The organism is Pseudomonas sp. GW821-FHT01C01, from assembly GCF_059422645.1.
Genome location: NZ_JBWKXF010000009.1, coordinates 90412 through 115090, shown reverse-complemented (window position 1 = coordinate 115090; position 24679 = coordinate 90412). Strand labels below are relative to the sequence as shown.

The window sequence follows — 24679 nt, the reverse complement described above, 5'->3', positions numbered from 1 at the left end:
TGATCACACGCGCGCCAACACCAGCCGGGGGGCCGGTTCGACGTGCAGGGTCTGCCCGGAACACATGAGGCTGGTGTCGATGTCGGCACCGTACAAATCGTTGAGGAACTGACCGCTGAGCTCGGTACCCGGACCATCGAAATGAATCCGGCCGGCCTTGAGCGCCACGGCACGCGGGCAATAACGGGTGGCGTAGTCGACTTGGTGCAGGGTCACCACCACGGTCTTGCCGTCGCGGCGATTGATGTCGGCGAGGATCTCCATGACCTTGCGCGCCGATTCCGGGTCGAGGGAGGCGATCGGCTCGTCCGCCAGAATCACCTCGGCACGCTGGGTCAGCGCACGAGCAATCGCCACGCGCTGCTGCTGGCCACCGGACAGGGTCGAGGCCCGTTGCGCCGCCAGGTCAGCCAGGCCGACACGGTCCAGGGACTCCATGGCGAACTGCTGTTCCTCGGCATTGAACAGGCTCAAGTTGCCACGCCAGCGCGGCATGCGCCCCAGGCAGCCGAGCAGCACGTTGTCGAGCACGCTCAATCGGTTGACCAGATTGAACTGCTGGAAGATATAGCCGATGTCGGCACGCAGACGGCGCACCTTGCCATTCAATCGGCCGGATGCCTGCACCTCGCGACCCAGCACCTTGACGCTGCCGCCGTTGTTGCGATCGCAACAGGCCAGGCCCGCGAGATGGCGCAACAAGGTGGATTTGCCAGAGCCGGACGCGCCGATCAGCGCGACCATCTCACCGGCCGCGATGGTCAGTTCGAGGTCGACCAGTGCGGTTTTACGCGCAAAGGTCTTGTTCAGATGATCGACATGGATAGCTGCGTTCATGGGCATCTCTGTCTGGTTGAACAGCCATCCGTGGCTGCATTTGAGTTCAACCGACTTTAGGCACGGGGCATGTCAGCCCTATGACTTGCACATGTCGCTGGATGGGCCATTTGATGAAGGTTTTGTGAAAGGTTGAGCTGGAGGTTATTTGTGGCATGACTGATTCCCCCAGTGGGAGCTGGCTTGCCTGAGATGGCTGAGTGTCAGGCGATGTATGTTTTGAGGGTGTACATATCCATTGTTGCGGTCACGTCCACTTATGGTTCCGCTCTTACAGCGGGTCACTTTGGAAAAGCCCCAAAGTAACCAAAGGGCTATTGCCCCTGACGTTCGGAACCTCGCTCCGGTCCTGCTCCGTGGGCCCGAGGCGGCCTACCGGCCGGCCTGGCTCTTTCCTGCGCAATTCCCTGTAGGAGCTGTCGAGTGCAACGAGGCTGCGATCTTTTGGACTTGATACATCCACAAAATTCCAGTCGGCTGTTGGGCTGCCTTCGCGAGCAAGCCCGCTCCCACAGGGACCCAGTACATCCGATAGATTCTGGTCGGCTGGCAGGCCGCCTTCGCTGGCAAGCCAGCTCCTACGAGGAGCAGGAGCAGATCGGCGTACACCCGCGCTCTTCACCACTCATCAGGCCGAGCGTTAGCTCGCCTGCAGCTTTTGATCTTGATCCACCCGCCCCCTCGGGAGGCTGAGCGGAGGCGTTCATCCGGGGGTGGGCGCGCAGCGCCGTTCGGCGAAGCCGAACACATCGAGAGGAGGTCGAAGCGAAGCCGACCGGAGGCGATGCCCCCGGATGAATGCCGGAGCGAAGGAACCCCGAGCCTCAGCGAGGGGCCGGACGCAAGGGGCGAGACCTTTGGTTCCTTTGGGGCGTTTGCCAAAGGGACTCGCCGTAAGGGCGAAACCGCCAGCCGCCGTTACCGCAGGAATGGATATGTACGCAGTCAGCAAAACATAGGTCGGCTGTCAGGCCGCCTTCGCGAGCAAGCCCGCTCCCACAGGGATCGAATACATCTGCAAGAATCAGGTCGGCTGTCAGGCCGCCTTCGCTGGCAAGCCAGCTCCTACAGGAGTTGGGGTTGAGCCGAACTATTCAGCAGCCAAGAAAAAGGCGACCCGAAGGTCGCCTTAGTGCGTTACTGCCCGAATTGCCGTCCCAGCCCACCCGGTACACCGTGAATATCAGTCTCCTCCCAAGGCCCCTTCGGACTGATCGACCGGCTCCATCCGTTATCCCAACGGTAATAGGTACGCTGCCGATAGAAGGTATTGGGCTGATCATCCAGCACATAGACCCCAAGTTTCGGGTCCCAATGGCTGTTGCCCCCCGGAGGCGGCGCGAAGCTGGCAGACGTGCGTGGCAACGGCTTGGAGGGTTTGGCCGGGATGGTCGGCTTGCCCGGTGCCGGCGACGTCGATGGCGTGGGGCTGGGCTGCGACGGCGGGATTGGCGGCGGCGCCGTTTGCTCCGGTGGCCGTTGGACCGCACAAGCGCTTAACCCCAATACGACACTGAGCAGGGTGATGCGAGCGAATGCGGTCATGTTTGCGTTTTCCTGTTATTTGTCCGGGCTGTCGATGGTCAGTGTTTGCGGCGCGGTGGTGCTGCTGGCCAGGGGCTGGCTGCGACCGATCCATTCGCCGGCGGTGGGTTTGCCGGCACGGGAAATGCGCGCAACCAGTTGGACTTCAGGGAAGTTCGACAGTTTCAATTGCGGCATCATTGCGTCGGCATCGCCCAGTTCAACGGTCACCGGCAAGTCGGCCACGGTCATGCGCTTGACCGCCAGCGGGGCCGGCGGACCGGAGATCGCACGGGCGAAGATGAACACGCTGTCGCCAGGCTGGACCTTGGTTTTGAGCTCCGCAGCCAGATCGACGCTGACCTTGAGCAACGCCGAGGCCTTGGCCGCCGGTGCTTGCGCAACCTTGCCGCCACTGGCCACCAGTTTTTCCGTGGCCCGGGTGATCCCGCCTTGTAACGCCTCGCGGGATGGGTCGTCCGCCGGCAACTGCGCCAACAGGCGATTCCAGTAATCGATGGCGTCCTGATAACGCTCGCCTTCAAACGCGGCAATGCCGAGCAGGCCGAGGCTGGTGACTTCTTTCGGATCGGCCTTGAGCGCTTCGTCGGTCAGGGCCTGGACCTTGTCCGACCACTTCTTGCCATCGGCAAAGTACAGGGCCTGGGCCCATTGACCCAGCAGCTCGGGCTGACGACCGGCCAGGTTCACCGTGCGTTCGAACATTTTCGCCGCGTCCGCCGGGCGGTCCTGAGCCATGTAGGTACGACCGAGGAAGTACATGCCTTCGGCGGATTCCGGTTGAGCCGCGACCACACGTTCCAGGCGCTGGGTCATCTCTTCCATCGACTTGGGCGCCTGGGAGAATTCGCGGGTCAGTTCGACCTTGTCGCTGGCACCGAAATGCAGATACAGGCCCAGGCCGATGACCGGCACAAGTATGGCCGCCAGCAACGGCAAGGGTTTGCCCAGTCGCGACACCTGCGGCGCTTCGACACCCTCGGTGTCCGCCAGCAGCTCACGGGCAGCTTCAGCGCGACCGGTGTCCATTTGCGCCGCATCGAGCACGCCCTCTTCCTGCTGAGTCTGCAACTCAGCCACGCGCTCCTGATAGAGCGCGACGTTCAGGGCGGTACGATCCTCTTCGCGCTGGGCACGACGACTGCGCAGAACCGGGATCAACAGAAAACTCAGGGCAACCAGAAGCAGCAGACCTGCAGCGAGCCAGAAATCAATCATTCTTGGTTTTATCCAACAGGTGGTCGAGGCGCGAGCGCTCCTCGGCAGAAAGCGAGCCCGGGGTGCCGGCGCGTTGCACGCGACGACGGCGAACGATCACCGCGATGATCACGACACCGCCCAACAGCAGGCCGGCGGGGCCGAACCAGAGCAAAGCAGTCTTGGCATTCAGGGCAGGCTTGTAGCGGACGAAGTCACCGTAGCGGTCGACCATGAAGTCGATGATCTGCTGATTGTCCTTGCCCTCGCCGAGCATGCGAAAAATCTCTTTGCGCAGGTCGGCGGCAATTGGTGCGTTGGAATCGGCGATGTCCTGATTCTGGCACTTGGGGCAACGCAGCTCCTTGGTCAGCTCGCGAAAACGCTCGCGATCACCTTCCTTGGCGAACTCGTAGGTGTCGATGGCCGCGTGGGCCACGCCCGCCAGGCTCAAGCCCAGAACAACGGCAGCAATCCAGCGTTTCATGGCTTGACCTCGTCGACCAGCGCCTGGTACTTGGCCGCCAGTTTTTCGCGCCAGACCTGCTCGTCGATCACGCCGACGAACTTGTCGCGGATGATCCCCTTGGCGTCGATGAAGAAGGTTTCCGGCGCGCCGTACACGCCGAGATTCAGGCCCAGCGAGCCTGCGTCGTCACGAATATCCAGTACATACGGGTTGTGGAAGTCCGTCAGCCACTTCAAGGCATCGGCGTTGACGTCCTTGTAGTTGATGCCGTAGATCACCACGCCTTGCTGGGCCAGCTTGTTCAACACCGGGTGCTCGACCCGGCAGGAAATGCACCAGGTTCCCCAGACGTTGACCAACGCCGGTTTGCCGAGAATGTCCGCCTTGGTCAGGGTCTTGTCGCCCTGCACCGCTGGCAGGGAAAACTCCGGGAACGGCTTGTTGATCATTGCCGACGGCAGCTCGGCCGGATCCAGGTACAACCCACGGTAAAGGAATACAGCAACCACCAGAAAAATCGCCAGTGGCAACAACATCAACCAACGCTTCATGCAGTGGCTCCCGACATGCCCAGTGCTTCACGCACGCGGCTTTTTACCTTGACCCGATAACGCCGGTCCAGCGCCGCCAGCAAACCGCCGAAGCCGGTCAGCAAGCCACCGAACCAGATCCAGCGCACGAACGGCTTGACGTGCACGCGCACAGCCCACGCGCCATTGCCCAGCGGTTCACCGAGAGCGACGTAGAGGTCACGAGTGAAACCGGCGTCGATCCCGGCTTCGGTCATTACCGAGTTCTGCACGGTGTACAGGCGTTTTTCCGGGTGCAGCACGCTGACTTCCTTGCCGCCCTTGATCACCCGGATGGTGCCCTTGTCGGACGTGAAGTTCGGGCCTTCGAAGTGCTTGGCGCCTTCAAAGATGAAGTGGTAACCGGCCAGGTCCATGGACTCGCCCGGGGCCAGGCGCAGGTCGCGCTCGGCACTGTTCTGGCTCGACAGCACGACACCCAGCGCACACACAGCAATGCCCAGGTGCGCAATCTGCATGCCCCAGTAGCTGCGGGTCAGGGTCGGCAGGCCTTTGATCAGGCCTTTGTGGCGGGTCTTGTCGAAGATGTCACGCACACCGGCCAGCAACACCCATGCCGCGAGCATGAAGGTCGCGAGCACCGCCCAGTTGAAATCGCCGTACGCCACGCCAGCCACCACGGCCATGGCGGCGCTGCCGAGCAATACCGGGGTGAGCATGCTCACCAGCCATTTCACCGGGGTGTCTTTCCAACGCACGATCACGCCGACCGCCATCACCAGCATCAGCAACGCCATCAACGGAATGAACAGCGCGTTGAAGTACGGCGGGCCGACCGACAACTTGGCACCGGTCATGGCATCGAGAATCAGCGGATACAAGGTGCCGAGCAGGATCATCGACGCCGCCACCACCAGCACCAGGTTGTTGCCCAGCAGCAGGGTTTCCCGGGACCAGAGGTTGAATCCCACCTGGCTCTTGACCACCGGCGCGCGCAAGGCGAACAGCGTCAGCGAACCACCGACCACAAACAGCAGGAAAATCAGGATGAACACACCACGTTCCGGGTCGGAGGCAAACGCGTGAACCGACGTCAGCACGCCGGAACGCACGAGGAACGTCCCCAGCAGGCTCAACGAAAACGCAGCGATGGCCAACAGCACGGTCCAGCTCTTGAACACGCCACGTTTTTCCGTGACCGCCAACGAGTGAATCAATGCCGTGCCCACCAGCCATGGCATGAACGAGGCGTTTTCAACCGGATCCCAGAACCACCAGCCGCCCCAGCCGAGTTCGTAGTACGCCCACCACGAACCGAGGGTGATGCCGATACCGAGGAACGCCCAGGCCACGATGGTCCACGGACGCGACCAGCGCGCCCACGCGGCATCCAGGCGACCGCCCATCAGCGCGGCGATGGCGAAGGCGAAGGCCACCGAGAAACCGACGTAGCCCATGTACAGCATCGGCGGGTGAACGATCAGGCCGATGTCTTGCAGCAACGGGTTGAGGTCGGCACCGTCGCTGGGCACTTGCGGCAGAATGCGCTTGAACGGGTTGGACGTCATGATCAGGAACAACAGGAAACCGGTGCTGATCATGCCCATCACCGCCAGCACGCGGGCCAGCATGACCTGCGGCAACTGCCGGGAAAATACCGACACCGCGAAGGTCCAGCCACCGAGGATCAAGGCCCACAACAGCAAGGAACCTTCGTGGGCACCCCACACGGCGCTGAACTTGTAGTACCACGGCAACGCGCTGTTGGAGTTGTTGGCCACATAGGCCACGGAGAAATCGTCGACCATGAAGGCATAGGTCAGGCAACCGAAGGCAAACACCAGAAAGGTAAATTGCCCCCACGCGGCCGGCTGGGCCAGGCTCATCCACAGGCGGTCACCGCGCCAGGCACCGAACAACGGCACCACGGCCTGGGCCAGGGCAAAGCACAGGGCCAAAATCATCGCCAGGTGGCCAAGCTCGGGAATAAAGATGCCGGATGTCATGGATCAACCCTCCTTAGCAGGCGTTGGAGCCGATTGACCGCTGTCTTTCAACGCCTTGGTCACTTCCGGCGGCATGTACTTCTCATCGTGCTTGGCCAGCACTTCATCGGCCACCACCACGCCATCGGCATTGAGCTTGCCCAGGGCGACGATGCCCTGCCCTTCACGGAACAGGTCCGGAAGGATGCCGCGATAGGTGATAGTCACGGATTTATTAAAGTCGGTGACGACGAATTTCACATCCAGGGAGTCGCTGGAACGCTCCAGCGAGCCCTTCTCGACCATGCCGCCGGCGCGAATGCGCGTGTCTTGCGGGGCTTCGCCGTTGGCGATCTGGGTCGGTGTGTAAAACAGATTGATGTTCTGCTGCAGGGCGCTCAGGGCCAGACCGACGGCAGCGCCGACCCCGACCAGGATCGCGAGAATGATGATAAGACGCTTTTTTCGCAGCGGATTCACTTGCCGTTCTCCCGGCGCAGACGACGCGCCTCTTGTTGCAGATACCGCTTGCGGGCCAGGATCGGCGCCGCCACGTTGAGGGTCAATACCGCCAGGCAGATGCCATAGGCTGACCAGACATACAGACCATGATGGCCCATGGCGATGAAGTCGCCGAATGAAGCAAAACTCATCGAGCGACCTCCAGGCTGCTTTCCACTTCGGCTTTGACCCAACTGGCCCGGGCTTCGCGCTTGAGCACTTCAAGACGCATGCGCAGCAGCAGGACCGCGCCGAAGAAACAGTAGAACCCCAGCGCCGTCAGCAGCAATGGCAGCCACATTTCGGCAGGCATTGCCGGTTTTTCAGTGAGGGTGAAGGTCGCGCCCTGGTGCAGGGTGTTCCACCACTCCACCGAGTACTTGATGATCGGGATGTTGATCACGCCGACAATCGCCAGCACCGCACAGGCCTTGGCCGCGCTGTCACGATTGCTGATGGCGTTGCCCAGTGCAATCAGGCCGAAATAAAGGAACAGCAGAATCAGCATAGACGTAAGGCGTGCATCCCAGACCCACCACGAGCCCCAGGTCGGCTTGCCCCAGATAGCGCCGGTGACCAGCGCCACCGCGGTCATCCACGCACCGATGGGCGCCGCACATTGCAGGGCGACATCGGCCAGTTTCATCTTCCATACCAGCCCGACGATGCCGCACACGGCCGCCATCACGTAGATGGACTGCGCCAGCATGGCGGCCGGAACGTGGATATAAATAATGCGAAAGCTATTGCCTTGCTGGTAGTCCGGCGGCGCGAAGGCCAGGCCCCAGACCACGCCGACACCAATCAGCAGCAATGCCGCAATGCTCAACCACGGCAGCATTTTGCCGCTGATGCCGTAAAACCATTTGGGCGAGCCGAGCTTGTGAAACCACGTCCAGTTCATACTGTTTCCATCACGGTTGCTCTTTACTGTGAAGAGCCAGGGTCTTTACTGGTTAAAAAATAACCAGACCTCATTATTCGCCGACGCTGATCTTCAGGCCAGCAGCTATTGCAAAAGGTGTCAGGGTTATCGCCAGGGCGGTCAGGCTGCCCAGCCACAACAGATAACCGGTCGCCGGCATCCCCTGTAAGGCAGCCTGCAAGGCGCCACTGCCAAGGATCAATACCGGGATGTACAGCGGCAGAATCAGCAGGGCCAGCAACAGGCCACCGCGCTTCAAGCCCACCGTCAGTGCCGCGCCCACCGCACCGAGCAGGCTCAGTACCGGTGTACCGAGCAGCAACGAAAGCAGCAACACCGGCAGACAGGCGGCAGGCAAACCGAGCATCAACGCCAGCAAAGGTGCGAGCAAAACCAGTGCCAGGCCGGAAAAAGCCCAGTGTGCCAGCACCTTGGCCAAAACCAGAAGAGGCAGGGGGTGCGGCGAAAGGACCCACTGTTCAAGCGATCCATCCTCGAAATCACTGCGGAAAAGCCCGTCCAGCGAGAGCAAAACCGATAAAAGTGCCGCGACCCAGACCAGTCCCGGAGACAAGGTTTGCAACAATTGAGACTCGGGTCCGACCGCCAGCGGGAACAGCGAAACGACGATCGCGAAGAAGACGAGCGGATTGGCCAGTTCCGCCGGGCGACGGAACAGCAGACGAGCCTCGCGGGCGACCAGCAGGCCGAAAACACTCATACGGCCCAGCTCCCCAGATCAATGTCGCGATAACCGGCCGGCTTCCGGCCCAGCGTGTGGTGGGTGGTCAACACCACCATGCCGCCGCGTTCGCAGTGGCCGGCCAGGTGTTCTTCGAGTTGCGCCACGCCCTGTTTGTCGAGGGCGGTAAAGGGTTCATCGAGGATCCACAGCGGCGGGCTGTCCAGATACAGCCGCGCCAGCGCGACGCGGCGCTGTTGACCGGCAGACAGGGTATGGCAAGGCACATCCTCAAATCCGCGCAGGCCTACCGCGGCCAGCGCCTGCCAGATCGCTGCATGGGTCGCCGGGTGATGCAAGGCACACAGCCAGCTCAGATTCTCTTCCGGCGTCAGCAAATCCTTGATCCCGGCGGCATGGCCGATCCATAGCAGGTTGCGCGCCAGTTCGCCGCGCTGTTCGTTCAGCGGCTGGCCATTGAGCAACACCTGACCGGCGGTCGGCTGCATCAGCCCTGAGAGCAGGCGTAACAGACTGGTCTTGCCGCTGCCGTTGGGGCCACTGATTTGCACCATTTCGCCACTGGCCAGTCTCAAATCGAGATTTTCGAAGAGCAGCCGAAGGTCTCGCTCACAGGCAAGGGCAACGGTTTGCAGGACAGGACTGGTCAAGGGTTCACGGGCCTTATACGGTTCAAGTCGGCTCTGGCGCGGCCGTTAAAGAGATGCAGCATAGTTGCAATGACGACTTGTTCTAGAGAGCTGCGTCAAACTATTGCAAAGTTTTCGCCATTTTTGGATACAACGGCGCGGCATTATACATGCCAAGCCTTACTCTAAAGAGTGCATTTTCCTCAGGTTGTGACCGCGTATGACAGGCGAAATGAACATCCTCCCGCTACCGCAAACCGCCCCGGCGACTTCGCGCCCGCAGGTGCTCAGCGGTGAGTTGCTCAAGTTACTGACGCCGGTGGAGGGGCTGATCAGCGTCGGTCAAACCGCCCAGGCCGAGGTGCTGTCACTCAAGCAGGCGGATCAGACTTTCCAGATGCTGCTCAAGGTCACCCTCGACAGCGGCCGCCAGACCACGGTCCAGACCACCGGTAATCAACCGCTGGCCCAGGGCACCACGCTGCTCGTCACCCAGCCCTCGGCCGGCAATCTCGCCGTGACGGTGCAACAGGCCATTGCCGCCAGCGTCGCCACCCTCACCCGCCTCGACACCGCACAACTGCCGGTCGGCACCCTGCTGCAGGGTAAAGTGCTGACCTCGCAAGTGCTGCCACAGGTGCCCGGCCAGCCTATGGTGTTCCGCTCGATGGTGAGCCTGCTCAATACCGCACTGAGCGGCAGCACCTTGAGCATCGACAGCCCGCAGCCATTGCGCATCGGCACCTTGCTGAGCGCGCAGGTGCAGGACGCCCAGACCTTGAAGTTCGTGCCGCTGAGCAGCCGTCAGGAACAACTGGCAGTGACCCGGCAACTGGTCGACCAGCAAAGTCGCCAGGGGTCGCTGGATGGCTTGCTCAAACTCCTGCAGAACCTTCCGCCCGCGGACCAGACATCCGTTGAATTGCGTAGCGCCGCTGCCCGGTTGCTCGCCGGCCTGCCGGATGTTCAGCAATTGAGCACCCCCAAGGGCCTGGCCCAGGCCCTGGCCAGCAGCGGTGTGTTTCTCGAAAGCAAACTGCTGACCGGGCAAAATCCGACGCTTGCACCGGACTTGAAAGCCGATCTGCTCAAGCTGATCGCACAACTCACGCCGGGGCTGCCGGCCAGCACCAATCTCAGCGCGATCATCGCCGCCAACACCCTGGCCCAGGCCATGCCGAATTTTGTCCGTAATGCCCTGGGCATGCTCGGCCAGGTCAGTGCCAAGCCGTCGCCGACCGTTTTCCCGTTGCCTGAACGTTTGCTGCAAAGCGCTGAGGGTGAAAACGACCTTGAACACCTGCTACGCCTGGCCGCCGCTGCGGTTTCACGCCTGCAAAATCATCAGCTGTCGAGCCTGGAACAAACCGGCGTAACCGCCGACGGACGGCTGATGAGCACCTGGCAACTGGAAATCCCGATGCGCAATATGCAGGACATCGTGCCGTTGCAGGTCAAGTTCCAGCGCGAAGACGCGCCCGAAAAAGAACAGCCGAAGGAGCGTCGCGAAGAACGCGAACCCAAGCAACAGCTGTGGCGGGTGGAGCTGGCGTTCGCCATGGAGCCTTTGGGGCCGCTGCAAATCCAGGCGCAGTTGATCAAGGGCAGCCTCTCCAGCCAGCTCTGGGCCGAACGGCCTTATACCGCGAGCCTGATCGAAAGCAATCTGAGTGGGCTTCGTGACCGTTTGCTCTCCGCCGGCCTGAACGTCGGCGATCTGGACTGCCACCTCGGCACACCGCCCCAAGGCCCGCAAACCCGCCTCGATCAACGCTGGGTCGACGAAACCGCATGAGAAACCCCAACGCCCCACGCCAGGCCATCGCCCTCAAATACGACGGCACCCACGCCCCCACTCTCACCGCCAAGGGCGACGATGAGCTGGCGGAAGAAATCCTGAAAATCGCTCGCGATTGCGAAGTGCCAATCTATGAAAACGCCGAGCTGGTGAAGCTGCTGGCGCGCATGGAGCTGGGTGACAGCATTCCGCAGGAGCTGTATCTGACGATTGCCGAGATCATTGCGTTTGCGTGGAATTTGAAGGGGAAATTTCCGACGGGGCATGATCCGGATGCGCTGATTGTCGAGAAGGACATTACCGAGCGCGGGGATAATTATTGAGCTTACGAACCACTTATGTACTTGCCGACGAACAAAGCCGTGAATGTTGCACCGATCATTTAGCCGCCTTCGCTGGCAAGCCAGCTCCTACAAAGCGCAAAAGCTTGAAACTGTGACCAATAACCAATCCATTGATAAGGCCAGCCCCCAGTGCCGACCATGCCGTCATCGGAAATTCATTGGCCATTTCCGGATACACCGTTGCCTGATAGCCAAGGTAGTAACGCCATGCAAAGAAGCCCCCAATACACCATCAATACCTTGACTGTACCGCCCAACTCCAACGTTTCCCCCACGCACTTCACATTCGTGTATGAGTAAAAACGCAATGCGAGTAACCATCCTGCCAATAGCCCGAGTACGTAGGCCGAGAGGGGAATGACTACACCTTGGGAGAGATTCAGAGAAGTCAGGGACAGGGTCAAGAATATCACCGGTGTGATCTGCAATGACCTTTTCGACGCGTGATTCTTGAAGCAGGCAATGACACCGTAATAAGTCAGGATCAGAAAAACCGCATAAACCCACAGCGGTGTACCGCGCAAAATGTCGATCATTAGCCTCCTTGGCACTGCATATTTTGAACAAGATGATCAAACTACTGATGGCGGGTTGCGATCACAAGATAGCGAAATCTGAAAAAACTATAGGCAGGAGACTACCGCAGCGTAATCCCCGTCTGAGGATAGAGAGGAATGCGTCGGATCGCGGGGAAGATTGCTGCGCATTCGAAGACGCCTTCGCGAGCAAGCCCGCTCCCACAATTGACCCTCAGTGAACACGTGTTCTGTGTCCGACATAGAACCACTGTAGGAGCGAGCTTGCTCGCGATGGACGTATGAACGCCGCGTTTCTTCAGGAAGCCCGCGTCATCGTTGACGTCCATCGCGAGCTCGCTCCTACAGCTGTCAGTTCTTGTGCAACTTACTCATCAACTCCGCCTCAGCCTGGGTCAAGCCGCAGGACTGGGTCAGTTCGTCGACGCTGGCGCCCATCCCGACCAGTCGTGCCGCCTGGGCAAACGACAGGCTGGAAGGGTCGCGCTGTTCCAGCTGAGCCAGTTTGTCCGGCAACGGCGCAACGATCGCGCGTAGCTCATGCAAGTCCTCGCCCATGCGCACATTGCCGTTCTGGTAGTCGTCGACCCGCTTGGCCAGGTCCTTGATGCGCTGATCCCGCAGCGCATCACCCTGGGCCTGTTGTGCGGCGATCTGCTTTTGACCGCGAATGTACGCCAGGAACATTGCCAGCGTGCCTGCCCAAAACAGGAACAGGACAATGACTGCAACCTCGAGAATCAATCAGATACTCTCCAGTTCCGACCATTCTTCTTCGCTCATCATCTTGTCCAGCTCGACCAGGATGAGCAATTCGTTGTTCTTGTTGCACACGCCCTGGATGAACTTGGCGGACTCTTCGTTACCCACGTTCGGCGCGGTTTCGATTTCCGACTGACGCAGGTAAACCACCTCGGCCACGCTGTCGACCATGATCCCGACCACTTGCTTGTCGGCTTCGATGATGACGATACGGGTGTTGTCGCTGATCTCGGCATTCATCAGGCCGAAGCGCTGGCGGGTGTCGATCACGGTCACGACGTTGCCGCGCAGGTTGATGATGCCCAGCACGTAGCTCGGAGCACCCGGGACCGGGGCGATTTCGGTGTAACGCAGGACTTCCTGGACGCGCATCACGTTGATGCCGTAGGTCTCGTTGTCCAGCTTGAAGGTGACCCATTGCAGGATCGGATCTTCGGAACCTTTTGCCGCCGTCGCCTTATCATTCATACCCTGACCCCTCAAGAAACCGCCCTGGCGGTGTGTGTTCCGTGCAATGGCATCGAGTGCCGTCGCCTGTTGTTTATTTAATGTTTGTCGGTTTGTGGTTCGGCTTGCTGCCGGACATGTGCTTTGCCCCGCCACTGGCGATCAACTCGGCCAATGAGGCGACGTCGAGCAAGGCGCACATGTGTTCAATCACCGTGCCGGCGAGCCATGGCCGCTGACCCCGATGACTTCTCCATTTGATTTCATTCGGGTCCAGACGCAACGAACGGCTGACCTGATGCACCGCCAGGCCCCATTCGTAACCCTGGACCGAAATCACGTATTGCAGGCCCTGCCTGAAATCGTCGCGGTAACGGTCGGGCATGACCCAGCGTGCGGTATCGAGCACCTTGAGGTTGCCGGCCTGGCTCGGCAGGATGCCAAGGAACCATTCCGGCTGGCCGAACAACGGCGTCAGCTCGTGACCGGCCAGGGAGTAAATCGACCCCAGGCACACCAGCGGCACCGCCAGGGTCAAACCGGCGACATCGAACAGCAGGCACTCAAACGGTTCGGCCGCCCAGGACGGACGACCGTCGGACTCAACCGGGGGCGGCGTGTTGCTTGGCGGCAGATGCACTTCGACGACTGGCGCCACCAGGGTCTGCTGCACCTCGACGACGGCTGCCTGCGCCTCGACAGGTGGTGGCACCAGGGCTTGCAGCAGCGGGGCGATGGTCGAGACCGGCGCCATGACGGGTGCAGGGGCTTCGATCACCGGTGCCTTGAACGCTGGCGCTACCGATGCCTGCACCGGGACGGCCGCTGCGGCATCGCGGGCCTGCTCTTCGAGCACCGCTGCCTGGAACTCGTCCAGCACCTCTTCGGTGGCGATCTCCTCGGCCGCTGCCTCTAACGGCAGCGTCAATTCTTCGGTCACTTCCTGCAGCAAGCTGTCCAGATAAGACTGCAACGCCAGTTGCGGGCGCGATGTGGTCTTTAACGGCCGATTCATGAGCGCTCACCCGTAGGAGCGAGCTTGCTCGCGAAAAACTTCCGGAAAACGCGATCATTCAGACAGCGTGCGCTATCGTTGTCGTCCATCGCGAGCAAGCTTGCTCCTACAAAAGCCAGGCTCATGTCATGCCACCTGCGGAACAAGTTGCGCCGCCAGCAAGTGCTTGAGCAATGCGCGGTATGCGAGAACGCCACGGCTCTTGCCGTCGAACTGCGAAGGCGTCAGCCCGGCACGGCTGGCATCACGCAGACGCGTGTCCACCGGGATGTAGCCCTGCCAGATTTCGTCGGGGAATTTGTCGCGCAGGACACGCAACGTCCCGAGGGACGCCTGGGTGCGGCGGTCAAACAGTGTCGGAACAATGGTGAATGGCAGCGCCTGTTTGCGTGAGCGGTTGATCATTGCCAGGGTGTTGACCATACGCTCAAGGCCTTTGACTGCCAGATGTTCGGTCTGCACCGGGATCACCAGTTGCTGACTCGCCGCCAAGGCATTGACCATCAGCACGCCGAGCAATGGCGGGCTGTCGATCACGGCGTAATCGAAGTCTTGCCACAGCTGCGCCAGGCTCTTGGCAATCACCAGGCCCAAGCCACTCTGCCCGGGCGACTGGCGCTCAAGAGTGGCCAGCGCGGTGCTGGACGGCAACAGGGAAATGCGTTCGTCGCTGGTCGACAGCAGCAGTTGACCCGGCAGGCCTTGCGGCACGTTGCCCTTGTGCAGGAACAGGTCGTAGTTGCTGTGTTCCAGGCTGTCCGGATCGTAGCCGAAGTAGCTGGTCATGGAGCCGTGGGGGTCGAGGTCGACCACGACCACGCGCTTGCCCGCCTCCGCCAGCAAGCCGGCTAAAGCGATGGAGGAAGTGGTTTTACCAACACCACCCTTTTGATTGGCGACTGCCCAGACTCTCATTCGGATTGTTCCTCCCGACCGAACGGATCGACCGAGAAATAGCTCAACGTGTTAATGCGGGTGACGGAGAATTGACGGCGCTCTCTCGTCCCGGCGACTTGACCGGGGTTGGTGCAGTTTGTGTGCCAGCACGCTTCAATGCGGCATCTGGCTGCGCATGGGCGGTTCCGGTGCCGGTCAGGCTGCGGCGAACATCGAGGTTGCGCGACACCACCAACACCACGCGACGGTTGCGGGCGCGGCCTTCAGCGGTGGCATTGTTGGCCACCGGCTGAAACTCGCCATAGCCCACCGAAGCCAGGCGTCCGGGATTCACCCCTTGCATCGCCAGCATGCGCACGATGCTGGCCGAGCGGGCCGAGGACAACTCCCAGTTGGTCGGATACTGCGCGGTGCGGATCGGTTGATCGTCGGTGAATCCTTCGACATGAATCGGGTTGTCGAATGGCTTCAGGATCGCGGCGACCTTGTCGATGATGTTGAACGCGATGTCGCTGGGCATGGCATCGCCGCTGCCGAACAACAGGCTGGAGTTGAGCTCGATCTCGACCCACAGTTCGTTGCCGCGTACGGTCATCTGATTGGAGCTGATCAGGTCACCGAACGCCGCGCTGATGTCGTCGGCGATGCTTTTGAGCGGATCGCTGGCGCCGGCGACACCGGCATCGACCTGGTCACTGTCCTTGACCAACGGCTTGGCCGGGGTCACGGTCTTCGGCCGCTCGTCACCGATGGGGATCGGCTTGAGTGCGCGATCGGTATCGGTGAAGACGCCGATCAGCGCTTCGGAAATGACCTTGTACTTGCCTTCGTTGATCGACGAAATCGAGTACATCACCACGAAAAAAGCGAACAGCAAGGTGATGAAGTCCGCGTAAGACACCAGCCAGCGTTCGTGGTTGACGTGTTCTTCATGCTGGCGACGGCGTGCCATGAGGTTATTCCCTTAATCCATGAAGCCCTGAAGCTTCAACTCAATAGAGCGAGGGTTTTCACCTTCGGCGATCGACAGGATCCCTTCCAGCAACATTTCGCGATATCGCGACTGGCGCAACGCGATGGATTTGAGTTTGGCGGCAATCGGCAGCAGCATGAGGTTGGCACTGGCCACGCCGTAGATAGTGGCGACGAAAGCCACGGCGATGCCGCTACCCAGTTGCGACGGATCACCCAGGTTGCCCATGACGTGAATCAGGCCCATCACCGCACCGATGATGCCGATGGTCGGCGCATAACCGCCCATGCTTTCAAAGACCTTGGCAGCTTCGATATCGCGGCTTTCCTGGGTGTAGAAATCCACTTCCAGAATGCTGCGGATCGCTTCCGGTTCGGCGCCGTCAACCAGCAGTTGCAGGCCTTTGCGCGCGTAGTTGTCGGGTTCGGCATCGGCGATACCTTCAAGACCCAGCAGGCCTTCCTTGCGTGCCGTCAGGCTCCAGTTCACCACGCGGTCGATGCCACCGGCCAGGTCGACACGGGGTGGAAACAGGATCCACGCGAGGATCTGCATGGCGCGTTTGAAGGCGCTCATCGGCGATTGCAGTAGCGCGGCGCCAATGGTGCCGCCGAGCACGATCAGCGCTGCCGGGCCGTTGGCCAGGGCGCCGAGGTGACCACCTTCAAGGTAGTTGCCGCCGATGATGGCGACAAAGGCCATGATGATGCCGATCAGGCTTAGAACATCCATCAGATGCACGCCTCGACCAAGTGCTTGCCGATATCGTCGAGGCTGTACACCGCGTCGGCGAGCTCAGCTTTGACGATGGCCATCGGCATGCCGTAGATCACGCAACTGGCTTCGTCCTGCGCCCAGATCGAACTGCCGCCCTGCTTGAGCAGGCGCGCGCCTTCACGTCCGTCGGCACCCATGCCGGTCAGGACGACCGCCAGAACTTTGTCGCCGTAGGACTTGGCTGCCGAACCGAACGTGATGTCCACGCACGGCTTGTAATTCAGACGTTCGTCACCCGGGAGGATTTTCACCGCGCCGCGACCGTCGATCATCATCTGCTTGCCACCCGGTGCCAGCAGCGCCAGGCCCGGACGCAGGATGTCGCCATCCTCGGCTTCCTTGACGCTGATGCGGCAGAGCTTGTCCAGGCGCTCGGCGAAGGCTTTGGTGAAGGCGGCCGGCATGTGCTGGACCAGCACGATCGGGGCCGGGAAGTTGGCCGGCAATTGGGTCAACACCCGTTGCAGGGCAACGGGGCCGCCGGTGGACGTACCGATGGCCACCAGTTTGTAGTTTTTGCGTTTCGGCGCGGGCGACGACGGGGGGGCAGCATGCGCACGCGCAGGAATCGGCGCCGGTGCCGGACGCACGGGCGCATTACTGCCGTAAGTGCTGCTGGAAGGCATCGGCGTCGGGGCAGGTGCGACCACCGGAGCCGGCGCACTGTAGGCACTGACACGACGGTTACTGCGCGAGATGCTGAGGATCTTCTCGCACAGCAGCTGCTTGACCTTCTCGGGGTTGCGCGAGATGTCTTCGAAATTCTTCGGCAGGAAGTCCACGGCGCCGGCATCCAGCGCGTCGAGGGTGACCCGGGCACCTTCGTGGGTCAGCGAGGAGAACATCAAGACCGGGGTCGGGCAGCGCTGCATGATGTGCCGCACCGCCGTGATGCCGTCCATCATCGGCATCTCGTAGTCCATGGTGATCACGTCGGGCTTGAGGGCCAGCGCCTGATCAATCGCCTCTTTGCCGTTGGTCGCCGTGCCGACGACCTGGATATTTGAATCCGCTGAAAGAATTTCCGAGACGCGGCGGCGGAAAAACCCCGAATCGTCCACCACCAGGACTTTGACTGCCATAAACACTCCATTAGATGGAGCGAGGCCAGGCGCCCCGCTCCACCAGAATCAAATACGCCGCGTGGCGTAACGCTTGAGCATGCTCGGAACATCGAGAATCAGTGCAATGCGGCCGTCACCGGTGATGGTGGCGCCGGACATGCCCGGAGTTCCCTGGAGCATTTTGCCCAATGGCTTGATGACCACTTCTTCCTGGCCCACCAGTTGATCGACGACAAAGCCGATCCGTTGCGTGCCCACCGAAAGGATCACCACATGGCCTTCGCGCTGCTCTTCGTGAGCGGCGGAGCTGACCAGCCAGCGTTTGAGATAGAACAATGGCAGTGCCTTGTCCCGCACGATCACCACTTCCTGGCCATCCACGACGTTGGTGGTCGACAGGTCGAGGTGGAAGATCTCGTTGACGTTCACCAGCGGGAACGCAAACGCCTGGTTGCCGAGCATGACCATCAGCGTCGGCATGATCGCCAGGGTCAGCGGCACCTTGATGACGATCTTCGAACCCTGGCCCTTGGCCGAGTAGATGTTGATCGAACCGTTGAGCTGGGAAATCTTGGTTTTCACCACGTCCATGCCCACGCCGCGACCCGACACGTCGGAGATCTCGGTCTTGGTCGAGAAACCCGGGGCGAAGATCAGGTTGTAGCACTCGGTGTCGCTCAAGCGATCGGCCGCATCCTTGTCCATCACGCCGCGTTTTACCGCGATGGAACGCAGGACGTTCGGGTCCATGCCTTTGCCGTCATCGGAGATCGACAGCAGGATGTGATCGCCCTCCTGCTCGGCCGCCAGGATCACCTTGCCGCCACGGGCTTTGCCCGAGGCTTCGCGTTCTTCCGGCGATTCGATGCCGTGGTCGACCGCGTTGCGCACCAAGTGGACCAGCGGGTCGGCCAGGGCTTCGACGAGGTTCTTGTCGAGGTCGGTTTCTTCGCCGACCAGTTCCAGGTTGATCTCTTTCTTGAGCTGGCGAGCCAGGTCGCGAACCAGGCGCGGGAAGCGCCCGAAAACTTTCTTGATCGGTTGCATCCGGGTCTTCATGACCGCGGTTTGCAGGTCGGCCGTAACCACGTCGAGGTTCGACACGGCCTTGGACATGGCTTCGTCGCCGCTGTTGAGGCCCAGGCGGACCAGGCGGTTACGTACCAGTACCAACTCGCCGACCATATTCATGATTTCGTCGAGGCGCGCGGTATCGACACGCACGGTGGTCTCGGCTTCGCTCGCCGGTTTTTCTGCAGGTGGCGCGGCCGGGGCGCGGGCAGCAGTCGGCGCAGCGGCGGCCGCGGGAGCCGGCGTTTCGGCTTTTGGCTCCGGTGCCTTGGCCACAGGTTTCGGCGCCGCAGCCTTGGCTGCCGGTGCCGCAACAGAAGCGTTCGAACCGTTGGCCACCGTCGCGGTACCGACTTCGCTGAACTTGCCTTTACCGTGCAATTCGTCGAGCAGCGCTTCGAACTCGTGATCGGAAATCAGATCGCTGCCGGCTGCCGCTGCACTGGGTGCTGCGGGCGCAGGCACGGAAGCAATGGCCGACTCCAGTGCCTCGACAGCAAAGTTGCCCTTGCCGTGCAGTTGGTCGAGCAGTGCTTCGAATTCGTCGTCGGTAATGTCGGAGCTGTCGCCCGCCACTTTCGGCGCTTCCGGAGCAGCAGGTGCCGGGACCACCGCATCAATGGCGAACTGGCCTTTACCGTGCAACTGATCGAGCAACGACTCGAACTCGGCATCGGTGATTTCGTCGCTGGCAGCGGCATCGCTGGCAGGCACTGGAGCAACCGCCGGAGCCTCGGCCTGCGCCTTGACGGCGTTCAGCGAGTCCAGCAGTTGTTCGAATTCATTGTCGGTGATGTCGCCCGACTCGCTTTCAGCCACGGGCTCTTCAATCACTTCGGCGACAGGCGCCGGTGCGGCTTCGTCTGCCGATTGCGGCTCGGCCAGACGGGCCAGTGCCGCGAGCAATTCAGGTGTCGCAGCCGTGATCGGGCTGCGCTCGCGGACTTCGCTGAACATGCTGTTTACCGCGTCCAGCGCTTCGAGAACCACGTCCATCAATTCCGAGTCGACGCGCCGCTCACCCTTGCGCAGGATGTCGAACACGTTCTCGGCGATGTGGCAGCACTCCACCAGCTCGTTGAGCTGGAGGAAGCCGGCGCCCCCTTTTACAGTGTGAAAACCGCGAAAAATTGCATTGAGCAAATCCGCATCATCCGGACGGCTTTCCAGCTCGACCAGTTGCTCGGACAGTTGCTCTAGAATCTCGCCGGCCTCAACCAGGAAATCCTGAAGGATCTCTTCATCGGCGCCGAAGCTCATCAGGGGGGTGCTCCTAACAGGTCTAAAAACCTAAAATACCTAAAAGTCTAAAACCCTAGGCTGGATAGCAAATCGTCCACATCGTCCTGACCGGACACAACGTCTTCTCTTTTATCGGCATGAATCTGCGGACCTTCACCCTGAGAGAGATGTTTTTGTGGATCTTTTTCCGCAAGCATCGCTTCACGGTCATGTTCGATGCCCGCAAAGCGGTCCACCTGACTGGCCATCAGCACGAGCTTGAGCAAGTTGCTTTCAACTTCAGTGACCAACTGGGTCACGCGCTTGATCACTTGCCCTGTGAGGTCCTGGTAATCCTGGGCAAGCAGGATGTCGTTGAGATTGCCCGACACCGCACGATTGTCCGTGCCGCTGCGTGCCAGGAAGCCGTCGACCCGCCGGGCCAGCTCGCGGAACTCTTCCGCACCGACTTCGCGACGCATGAAGCGCCCCCAGTCCGTGCTCAAGGCCTGGGCTTCATCCGCCAGGCCATTGACCAGCGGCGTGGCACTTTCCACCAGATCCATGGTGCGGTTGGCCGCAGCTTCGGTCAGCTTGACCACATACCCCAGACGCTCGGTGGCATCGGTGATCTGCGACACCTCTTCGGCTTGCGGCATGTGCGGGTCAATCTGGAAATTGACGATCGCGCTATGCAGCTCGCGAGTGAGCTTGCCTACCTCCTGATACAGGCCGCGGTCACGGGTCTGGTTGAGCTCATGGATCAATTGCACCGCGTCGCCGAACTTGCCTTTTTCAAGGCTCTCGACCAATTCGACGGCGTGTTTTTTCAGGGTCGACTCAAAATCGCCCAATGAAGTTTCGTTATTGCCCATAGCTCCCCCGTGGCGCACTCATCAACCGATGCGTTCGAAAATCTTCTCGATTTTTTCTTTCAACGCCTGGGCTGTGAAGGGTTTGACCACATAGCCGTTAACGCCGGCCTGGGCCGCTTCGATGATCTGCTCACGCTTGGCTTCAGCAGTCACCATCAGCACCGGCAGGTGCTTGAGCTTTTCATCGGCACGCACGTGGCGCAGCAGATCGATACCGGTCATGCCAGGCATGTTCCAGTCCGTTACCAGAAAGTCGATGCTTCCGCTGTTGAGCACCGGAATGGCGGTAGTGCCATCGTCGGCCTCGACGGTGTTGGTGAACCCAAGGTCACGCAGCAGGTTCTTGATGATCCGCCGCATCGTTGAGAAGTCATCAACGATGAGGATTTTCATGTTCTTGTCCAATTCGACCTCCAAGCAGTCTTAAACGCGCCCAGCACCTGGACGCGCCATTTCAATCAATCCGGCAAAGCACTCAATGACTGTCTGGAGCACAACAGATCGGGACCGGCGCAGTTCAACACCACACCAGCCTCTTTCGCAGTGTCCCCCACACTGCCTTCAGCGCGCTCGCCACTCCCCCAAACGCCCCCGCAAACGGGCCGCGCACTGGCTGTGTAACTGGCTGACCCGAGATTCGCTGACCCCCAGGACCTCACCGATTTCCTTGAGGTTCAACTCTTCGTCGTAGTACAGCGCCAACACCAGTCGCTCACGCTCCGGCAAATTGGCAATCGCATCCGCCAGCGCAGCCTGGAAGCGTTCATCCTCCAGGTCGCGTGACGGCTCGAGATGAGCACTCGCGCCATCCTCGTGCAGCCCTTCGTGTTCGCCGTCCTGCAAGAGATCGTCGAAACTGAATAACCGGCTGCCCAGGGTGTCGTTCAAAATCCCGTAGTAATCATCGAGACTCAATTGGAGTTCGGCCGCAACTTCGTGATCTTTAGCATCACGGCCGGTTTTCGCTTCAATCGAGCGAATGGCGTCGCTGACCATGCGCGTATTGCGGTGAACCGAACGTGGCGCCCAGTCCCCCTTGCGCACTTCATCGAGCATGGCGCCGCGGATTCGAATGCCCGCGTACGTCTCGAAACTGGCGCCTTTGCTGGCGTCATATTTGGTCGACACTTCAAGCAGGCCGATCATCCCGGCCTGGATCAGGTCTTCGACCTGGACACTGGCCGGCAAGCGCGCCAGCAAGTGGTAGGCAATGCGTTTAACCAGCGGCGCGTAACGCTCGATCAGCTCGTACTGCGCATCACGCGCCGATTTTTTGTAGAGGTTGTAACCGCTGGCCGTCATAGAACAGGTCCTGCTGTCTGTTGCACCAGGCGCTCGACGAAAAACTCCAGGTGCCCGCGCGGGTTGGCGGGCAGCGGCCAGGTATCGACTTTCTGTGCGATGGCCTTGAACGCCAGCGAGCACTTGGAACGCGGGAAGGCTTCGTAGACGGCGCGCTGCTTCTGCACGGCCTTGCGCACGCTTTCGTCGTAGGGCACCGCGCCGACGTACTGCAGGGCGACGTCGAGGAAGCGATCCGTGACCTTGGTCAACTTGGCGAACAGGTTGCGCCCTTCCTGCGGGCTCTGGGCCATGTTGGCCAGGACACGGAAGCGGTTCATGCCGTAGTCGCGATTGAGCAACTTGATCAAGGCGTAGGCATCGGTAATCGAGGTCGGTTCGTCGCACACCACCAGCAGCACTTCCTGGGCTGCGCGAACGAAACTGACCACCGAGTCACCAATGCCCGCAGCAGTGTCGATCACCAGTACGTCGAGGTTGTCGCCGATATCACTGAAGGCCTGGATCAGGCCGGCGTGTTGCGCGGGGCTCAGATGCACCATGCTCTGAGTGCCGGATGCGGCCGGAACGATACGGATGCCGCCTGGCCCCTGCAGCAGTACGTCGCGCAGTTCGCAGCGGCCCTCGATTACGTCGGCCAGGGTACGTTTGGGTGTCAGGCCCAGCAGAACGTCGACGTTCGCCAACCCCAGGTCGGCGTCCAGCAACATGACGCGCCGGCCAAGCTCAGCCAAAGCCAGGGACAAGTTCACTGACACGTTAGTTTTCCCGACGCCACCTTTGCCGCCGGTCACCGCGATCACCTGTACGGGATGCATGCTGCCCATGTTATTTCTTTACCTTGTCTTGCATAGACGGAGGCCACATTACTGGCTGCGCGTTCGCAAACGGAACAATGCATGGCAGACCATCGATGTAGGTACAAAAACTGTTCATTATTACCTCAGCCAACCTGCTTGGTCGGGCTGTGGTAGATGTCAGCGAACATGTCAGCCATGGCTTCTTCGCTGGGTTCTTCCTGCATTTGCACACTCACGGCGCGACTGACCAACTGGTGACGACGCGGCAGATGCAAATCATCCGGAATCCGCGGGCCATCGGTCAGGTAGGCCACCGGCAGCTCATGACTGATGGCCAGGCTCAACACCTCGCCCAGGCTTGCCGTTTCATCCAGTTTAGTCAGAATGCAGCCAGCGAGCCCACAACGCTTGTAACTGTGGTACGCGGCCGTTAGAACCTGTTTCTGGCTGGTGGTTGCCAGGACCAGATAATTTTTCGAGCGGATGCCACGACCGGCCAGGCTTTCGAGCTGCATGCGCAGTGCCGGATCGCTGGCCTGCAGGCCGGCGGTATCGATCAGCACCACGCGCTTGCGCAGCAAGGGCTCCAGCGCCTGCACCAGGGACTGGCCAGGATCGACGTGGGTCACCGACACATTGAGAATGCGCCCCAGGGTCTTGAGCTGCTCCTGGGCACCGATGCGGAAGCTGTCCATGCTCACCAGCGCAATGTTCTGCGCGCCGTACTTGAGCACGTAACGGGCAGCCAGCTTGGCCAGGGTGGTGGTCTTGCCCATACCGGCCGGGCCGACCATGGCGATCACACCGCCCTCTTCCAGCGGCTCGACTTCCGGCGTAACGATCATGCGCGCCAGGTGCGCCAGCAACATGCGCCAGGCCTGACGAGGCTCTTCGATTTCGGTAATCAGCGCCAGCAGATCGCGCGACAGCGGGCCAGACAGGCCAATGCGTTGCAGGCGGCGCCAGAGGTTGGCCTGGTCCGGACGACTGCCTTGCAGCTGATTCCAGGCCAGGGAGCCCAGCTGGACTTCCATGAGTTCGCGCAGGCTGTTGAGTTCGAAACGCATCGAGTCGAACGCTCGCGGGTCCACACCCGTGGAGGCTGGCGCCGCAGCCGGTGCAGGGCGACGGGGTTCGGCGTACGTCGGTTCGATCAACGGTTCGGCGGCGGTCAGCGGCAGGCCGGCGAACAACTGACGGTTAGTGCTCTTGTCGCTCTCGCCATCGCTACGCAGGCTCAATTCGGCCTGGGCGGTGACGATCCGCGACTGAGTCTTGCGCAACTCGTCTTCGAGCTCCATGTTCGGAACCCGAGGTGCCAGCGCCGACAACTTGTAATCCAGCGCAGCCGTCAGCTCGACACCACCGGCGATCCGGCGGTTGCCAATGATGGCGGCATCGGCGCCCAGCTCATCACGAACCAGCTTCATGGCCTGACGCATATCGGCGGCGAAAAAACGCTTAACTTGCATAAAC

27 protein-coding genes are annotated in these 24679 nt (G+C 60.9%); 2 read left to right on the top strand and 25 right to left on the bottom strand.

The window, feature by feature from the left end:
* Positions 1-3 precede the first annotated feature (3 nt).
* From phnC to ccmA, 11 genes are all read right to left on the bottom strand, one after another.
* Positions 4-837, bottom strand: a complete 834-nt coding sequence (phnC, locus tag AC07XF_RS09105) for a phosphonate ABC transporter ATP-binding protein (RefSeq protein WP_495026225.1) — start codon at positions 835-837, stop codon at positions 4-6.
* Positions 838-1974: 1137 nt separating this feature from the next.
* Entirely contained in the window at positions 1975-2382 is a 408-nt protein-coding gene (locus tag AC07XF_RS09100) for a hypothetical protein (protein ID WP_495026224.1), read from the bottom strand.
* Between the two features lie 15 nt (positions 2383-2397).
* Entirely contained in the window at positions 2398-3600 is a 1203-nt protein-coding gene (gene ccmI / locus AC07XF_RS09095; protein ID WP_495026223.1) for a c-type cytochrome biogenesis protein CcmI, read from the bottom strand.
* Complete coding sequence (locus AC07XF_RS09090; RefSeq protein WP_409078493.1) at positions 3593-4066, bottom strand: cytochrome c-type biogenesis protein; 474 nt, start codon at positions 4064-4066, stop codon at positions 3593-3595. The genes ccmI and AC07XF_RS09090 overlap by 8 nt, the downstream gene beginning before the upstream one ends.
* Positions 4063-4599 (bottom strand): DsbE family thiol:disulfide interchange protein, encoded by a 537-nt coding sequence (locus AC07XF_RS09085; protein ID WP_495026222.1) that lies wholly within the window; start codon positions 4597-4599, stop codon positions 4063-4065. Before AC07XF_RS09085 ends, AC07XF_RS09090 begins: the two co-directional genes overlap by 4 nt.
* On the bottom strand, positions 4596-6584 hold the full coding sequence (locus AC07XF_RS09080; RefSeq protein WP_495026221.1) for a heme lyase CcmF/NrfE family subunit: 1989 nt from the start codon (positions 6582-6584) through the stop codon (positions 4596-4598). Before AC07XF_RS09080 ends, AC07XF_RS09085 begins: the two co-directional genes overlap by 4 nt.
* A gap of 3 nt (positions 6585-6587) precedes the next feature.
* A complete protein-coding gene (gene ccmE, locus AC07XF_RS09075; protein ID WP_046037679.1) occupies positions 6588-7043 on the bottom strand; it encodes a cytochrome c maturation protein CcmE in 456 nt (151 codons plus the stop codon).
* Entirely contained in the window at positions 7040-7216 is a 177-nt protein-coding gene (gene ccmD, locus AC07XF_RS09070; protein WP_060541438.1) for a heme exporter protein CcmD, read from the bottom strand. The genes ccmE and ccmD overlap by 4 nt, the downstream gene beginning before the upstream one ends.
* The gene (locus AC07XF_RS09065) at positions 7213-7968 is read right to left on the bottom strand and encodes a heme ABC transporter permease (RefSeq protein WP_495026220.1); all 756 of its coding nucleotides are present in this window, start codon (positions 7966-7968) and stop codon (positions 7213-7215) included. Before AC07XF_RS09065 ends, ccmD begins: the two co-directional genes overlap by 4 nt.
* 73 nt (positions 7969-8041) lie before the next feature.
* On the bottom strand, positions 8042-8710 hold the full coding sequence (gene ccmB, locus AC07XF_RS09060; protein ID WP_007983326.1) for a heme exporter protein CcmB: 669 nt from the start codon (positions 8708-8710) through the stop codon (positions 8042-8044).
* The gene (gene ccmA / locus AC07XF_RS09055) at positions 8707-9342 is read right to left on the bottom strand and encodes a cytochrome c biogenesis heme-transporting ATPase CcmA (RefSeq protein WP_495026219.1); all 636 of its coding nucleotides are present in this window, start codon (positions 9340-9342) and stop codon (positions 8707-8709) included. The genes ccmB and ccmA overlap by 4 nt, the downstream gene beginning before the upstream one ends.
* Before the next feature lie 199 nt (positions 9343-9541).
* On the opposite strand from ccmA, the gene fliK reads away from it, so the two are divergent.
* On the top strand, positions 9542-11116 hold the full coding sequence (fliK, locus tag AC07XF_RS09050; protein ID WP_495026218.1) for a flagellar hook-length control protein FliK: 1575 nt from the start codon (positions 9542-9544) through the stop codon (positions 11114-11116).
* Complete coding sequence (locus AC07XF_RS09045) at positions 11113-11442, top strand: EscU/YscU/HrcU family type III secretion system export apparatus switch protein (RefSeq protein WP_495026217.1); 330 nt, start codon at positions 11113-11115, stop codon at positions 11440-11442. The genes fliK and AC07XF_RS09045 overlap by 4 nt, the downstream gene beginning before the upstream one ends.
* 176 nt (positions 11443-11618) lie before the next feature.
* On the opposite strand, the gene AC07XF_RS09040 is transcribed toward AC07XF_RS09045, so the two are convergent.
* From AC07XF_RS09040 to flhF, 14 genes are all read right to left on the bottom strand, one after another.
* The gene (locus AC07XF_RS09040) at positions 11619-11999 is read right to left on the bottom strand and encodes a hypothetical protein (protein WP_495026216.1); all 381 of its coding nucleotides are present in this window, start codon (positions 11997-11999) and stop codon (positions 11619-11621) included.
* A gap of 351 nt (positions 12000-12350) precedes the next feature.
* Positions 12351-12743, bottom strand: coding sequence for a DUF2802 domain-containing protein (locus AC07XF_RS09035; RefSeq protein WP_495026215.1), 393 nt, complete (start codon positions 12741-12743; stop codon positions 12351-12353).
* On the bottom strand, positions 12744-13229 hold the full coding sequence (locus AC07XF_RS09030) for a chemotaxis protein CheW (RefSeq protein ID WP_007980742.1): 486 nt from the start codon (positions 13227-13229) through the stop codon (positions 12744-12746).
* Between the two features lie 73 nt (positions 13230-13302).
* On the bottom strand, positions 13303-14223 hold the full coding sequence (locus AC07XF_RS09025) for a CheW domain-containing protein (RefSeq protein WP_495026214.1): 921 nt from the start codon (positions 14221-14223) through the stop codon (positions 13303-13305).
* A gap of 126 nt (positions 14224-14349) precedes the next feature.
* Positions 14350-15138, bottom strand: a complete 789-nt coding sequence (locus tag AC07XF_RS09020) for a ParA family protein (RefSeq protein ID WP_115948140.1) — start codon at positions 15136-15138, stop codon at positions 14350-14352.
* 43 nt (positions 15139-15181) lie between these two features.
* The gene (motD, locus tag AC07XF_RS09015) at positions 15182-16072 is read right to left on the bottom strand and encodes a flagellar motor protein MotD (protein ID WP_495026213.1); all 891 of its coding nucleotides are present in this window, start codon (positions 16070-16072) and stop codon (positions 15182-15184) included.
* A gap of 12 nt (positions 16073-16084) precedes the next feature.
* A complete protein-coding gene (locus AC07XF_RS09010; RefSeq protein ID WP_495026212.1) occupies positions 16085-16825 on the bottom strand; it encodes a flagellar motor protein in 741 nt (246 codons plus the stop codon).
* The gene (locus tag AC07XF_RS09005; protein WP_495026211.1) at positions 16825-17952 is read right to left on the bottom strand and encodes a protein-glutamate methylesterase/protein-glutamine glutaminase; all 1128 of its coding nucleotides are present in this window, start codon (positions 17950-17952) and stop codon (positions 16825-16827) included. Before AC07XF_RS09005 ends, AC07XF_RS09010 begins: the two co-directional genes overlap by 1 nt.
* Before the next feature lie 48 nt (positions 17953-18000).
* The gene (locus AC07XF_RS09000; protein WP_495026210.1) at positions 18001-20265 is read right to left on the bottom strand and encodes a chemotaxis protein CheA; all 2265 of its coding nucleotides are present in this window, start codon (positions 20263-20265) and stop codon (positions 18001-18003) included.
* Positions 20266-20312: 47 nt separating this feature from the next.
* Positions 20313-21101, bottom strand: coding sequence for a protein phosphatase CheZ (locus AC07XF_RS08995; protein ID WP_495026209.1), 789 nt, complete (start codon positions 21099-21101; stop codon positions 20313-20315).
* 21 nt (positions 21102-21122) lie between these two features.
* Positions 21123-21494 (bottom strand): chemotaxis response regulator CheY, encoded by a 372-nt coding sequence (locus AC07XF_RS08990; protein WP_003183998.1) that lies wholly within the window; start codon positions 21492-21494, stop codon positions 21123-21125.
* A 168-nt stretch (positions 21495-21662) separates the two neighbouring features.
* Positions 21663-22403: an RNA polymerase sigma factor FliA gene (gene fliA / locus AC07XF_RS08985; RefSeq protein ID WP_007894214.1), complete on the bottom strand. Its 741-nt coding sequence runs from the start codon at positions 22401-22403 to the stop codon at positions 21663-21665.
* Positions 22400-23230 (bottom strand): flagellar synthesis regulator FleN, encoded by an 831-nt coding sequence (fleN, locus tag AC07XF_RS08980; RefSeq protein ID WP_008001746.1) that lies wholly within the window; start codon positions 23228-23230, stop codon positions 22400-22402. Before fleN ends, fliA begins: the two co-directional genes overlap by 4 nt.
* 116 nt (positions 23231-23346) lie before the next feature.
* Positions 23347-24675: a flagellar biosynthesis GTPase FlhF gene (flhF, locus tag AC07XF_RS08975; protein WP_204932381.1), complete on the bottom strand. Its 1329-nt coding sequence runs from the start codon at positions 24673-24675 to the stop codon at positions 23347-23349.
* Between the last annotated feature and the right edge of the window lie 4 nt (positions 24676-24679).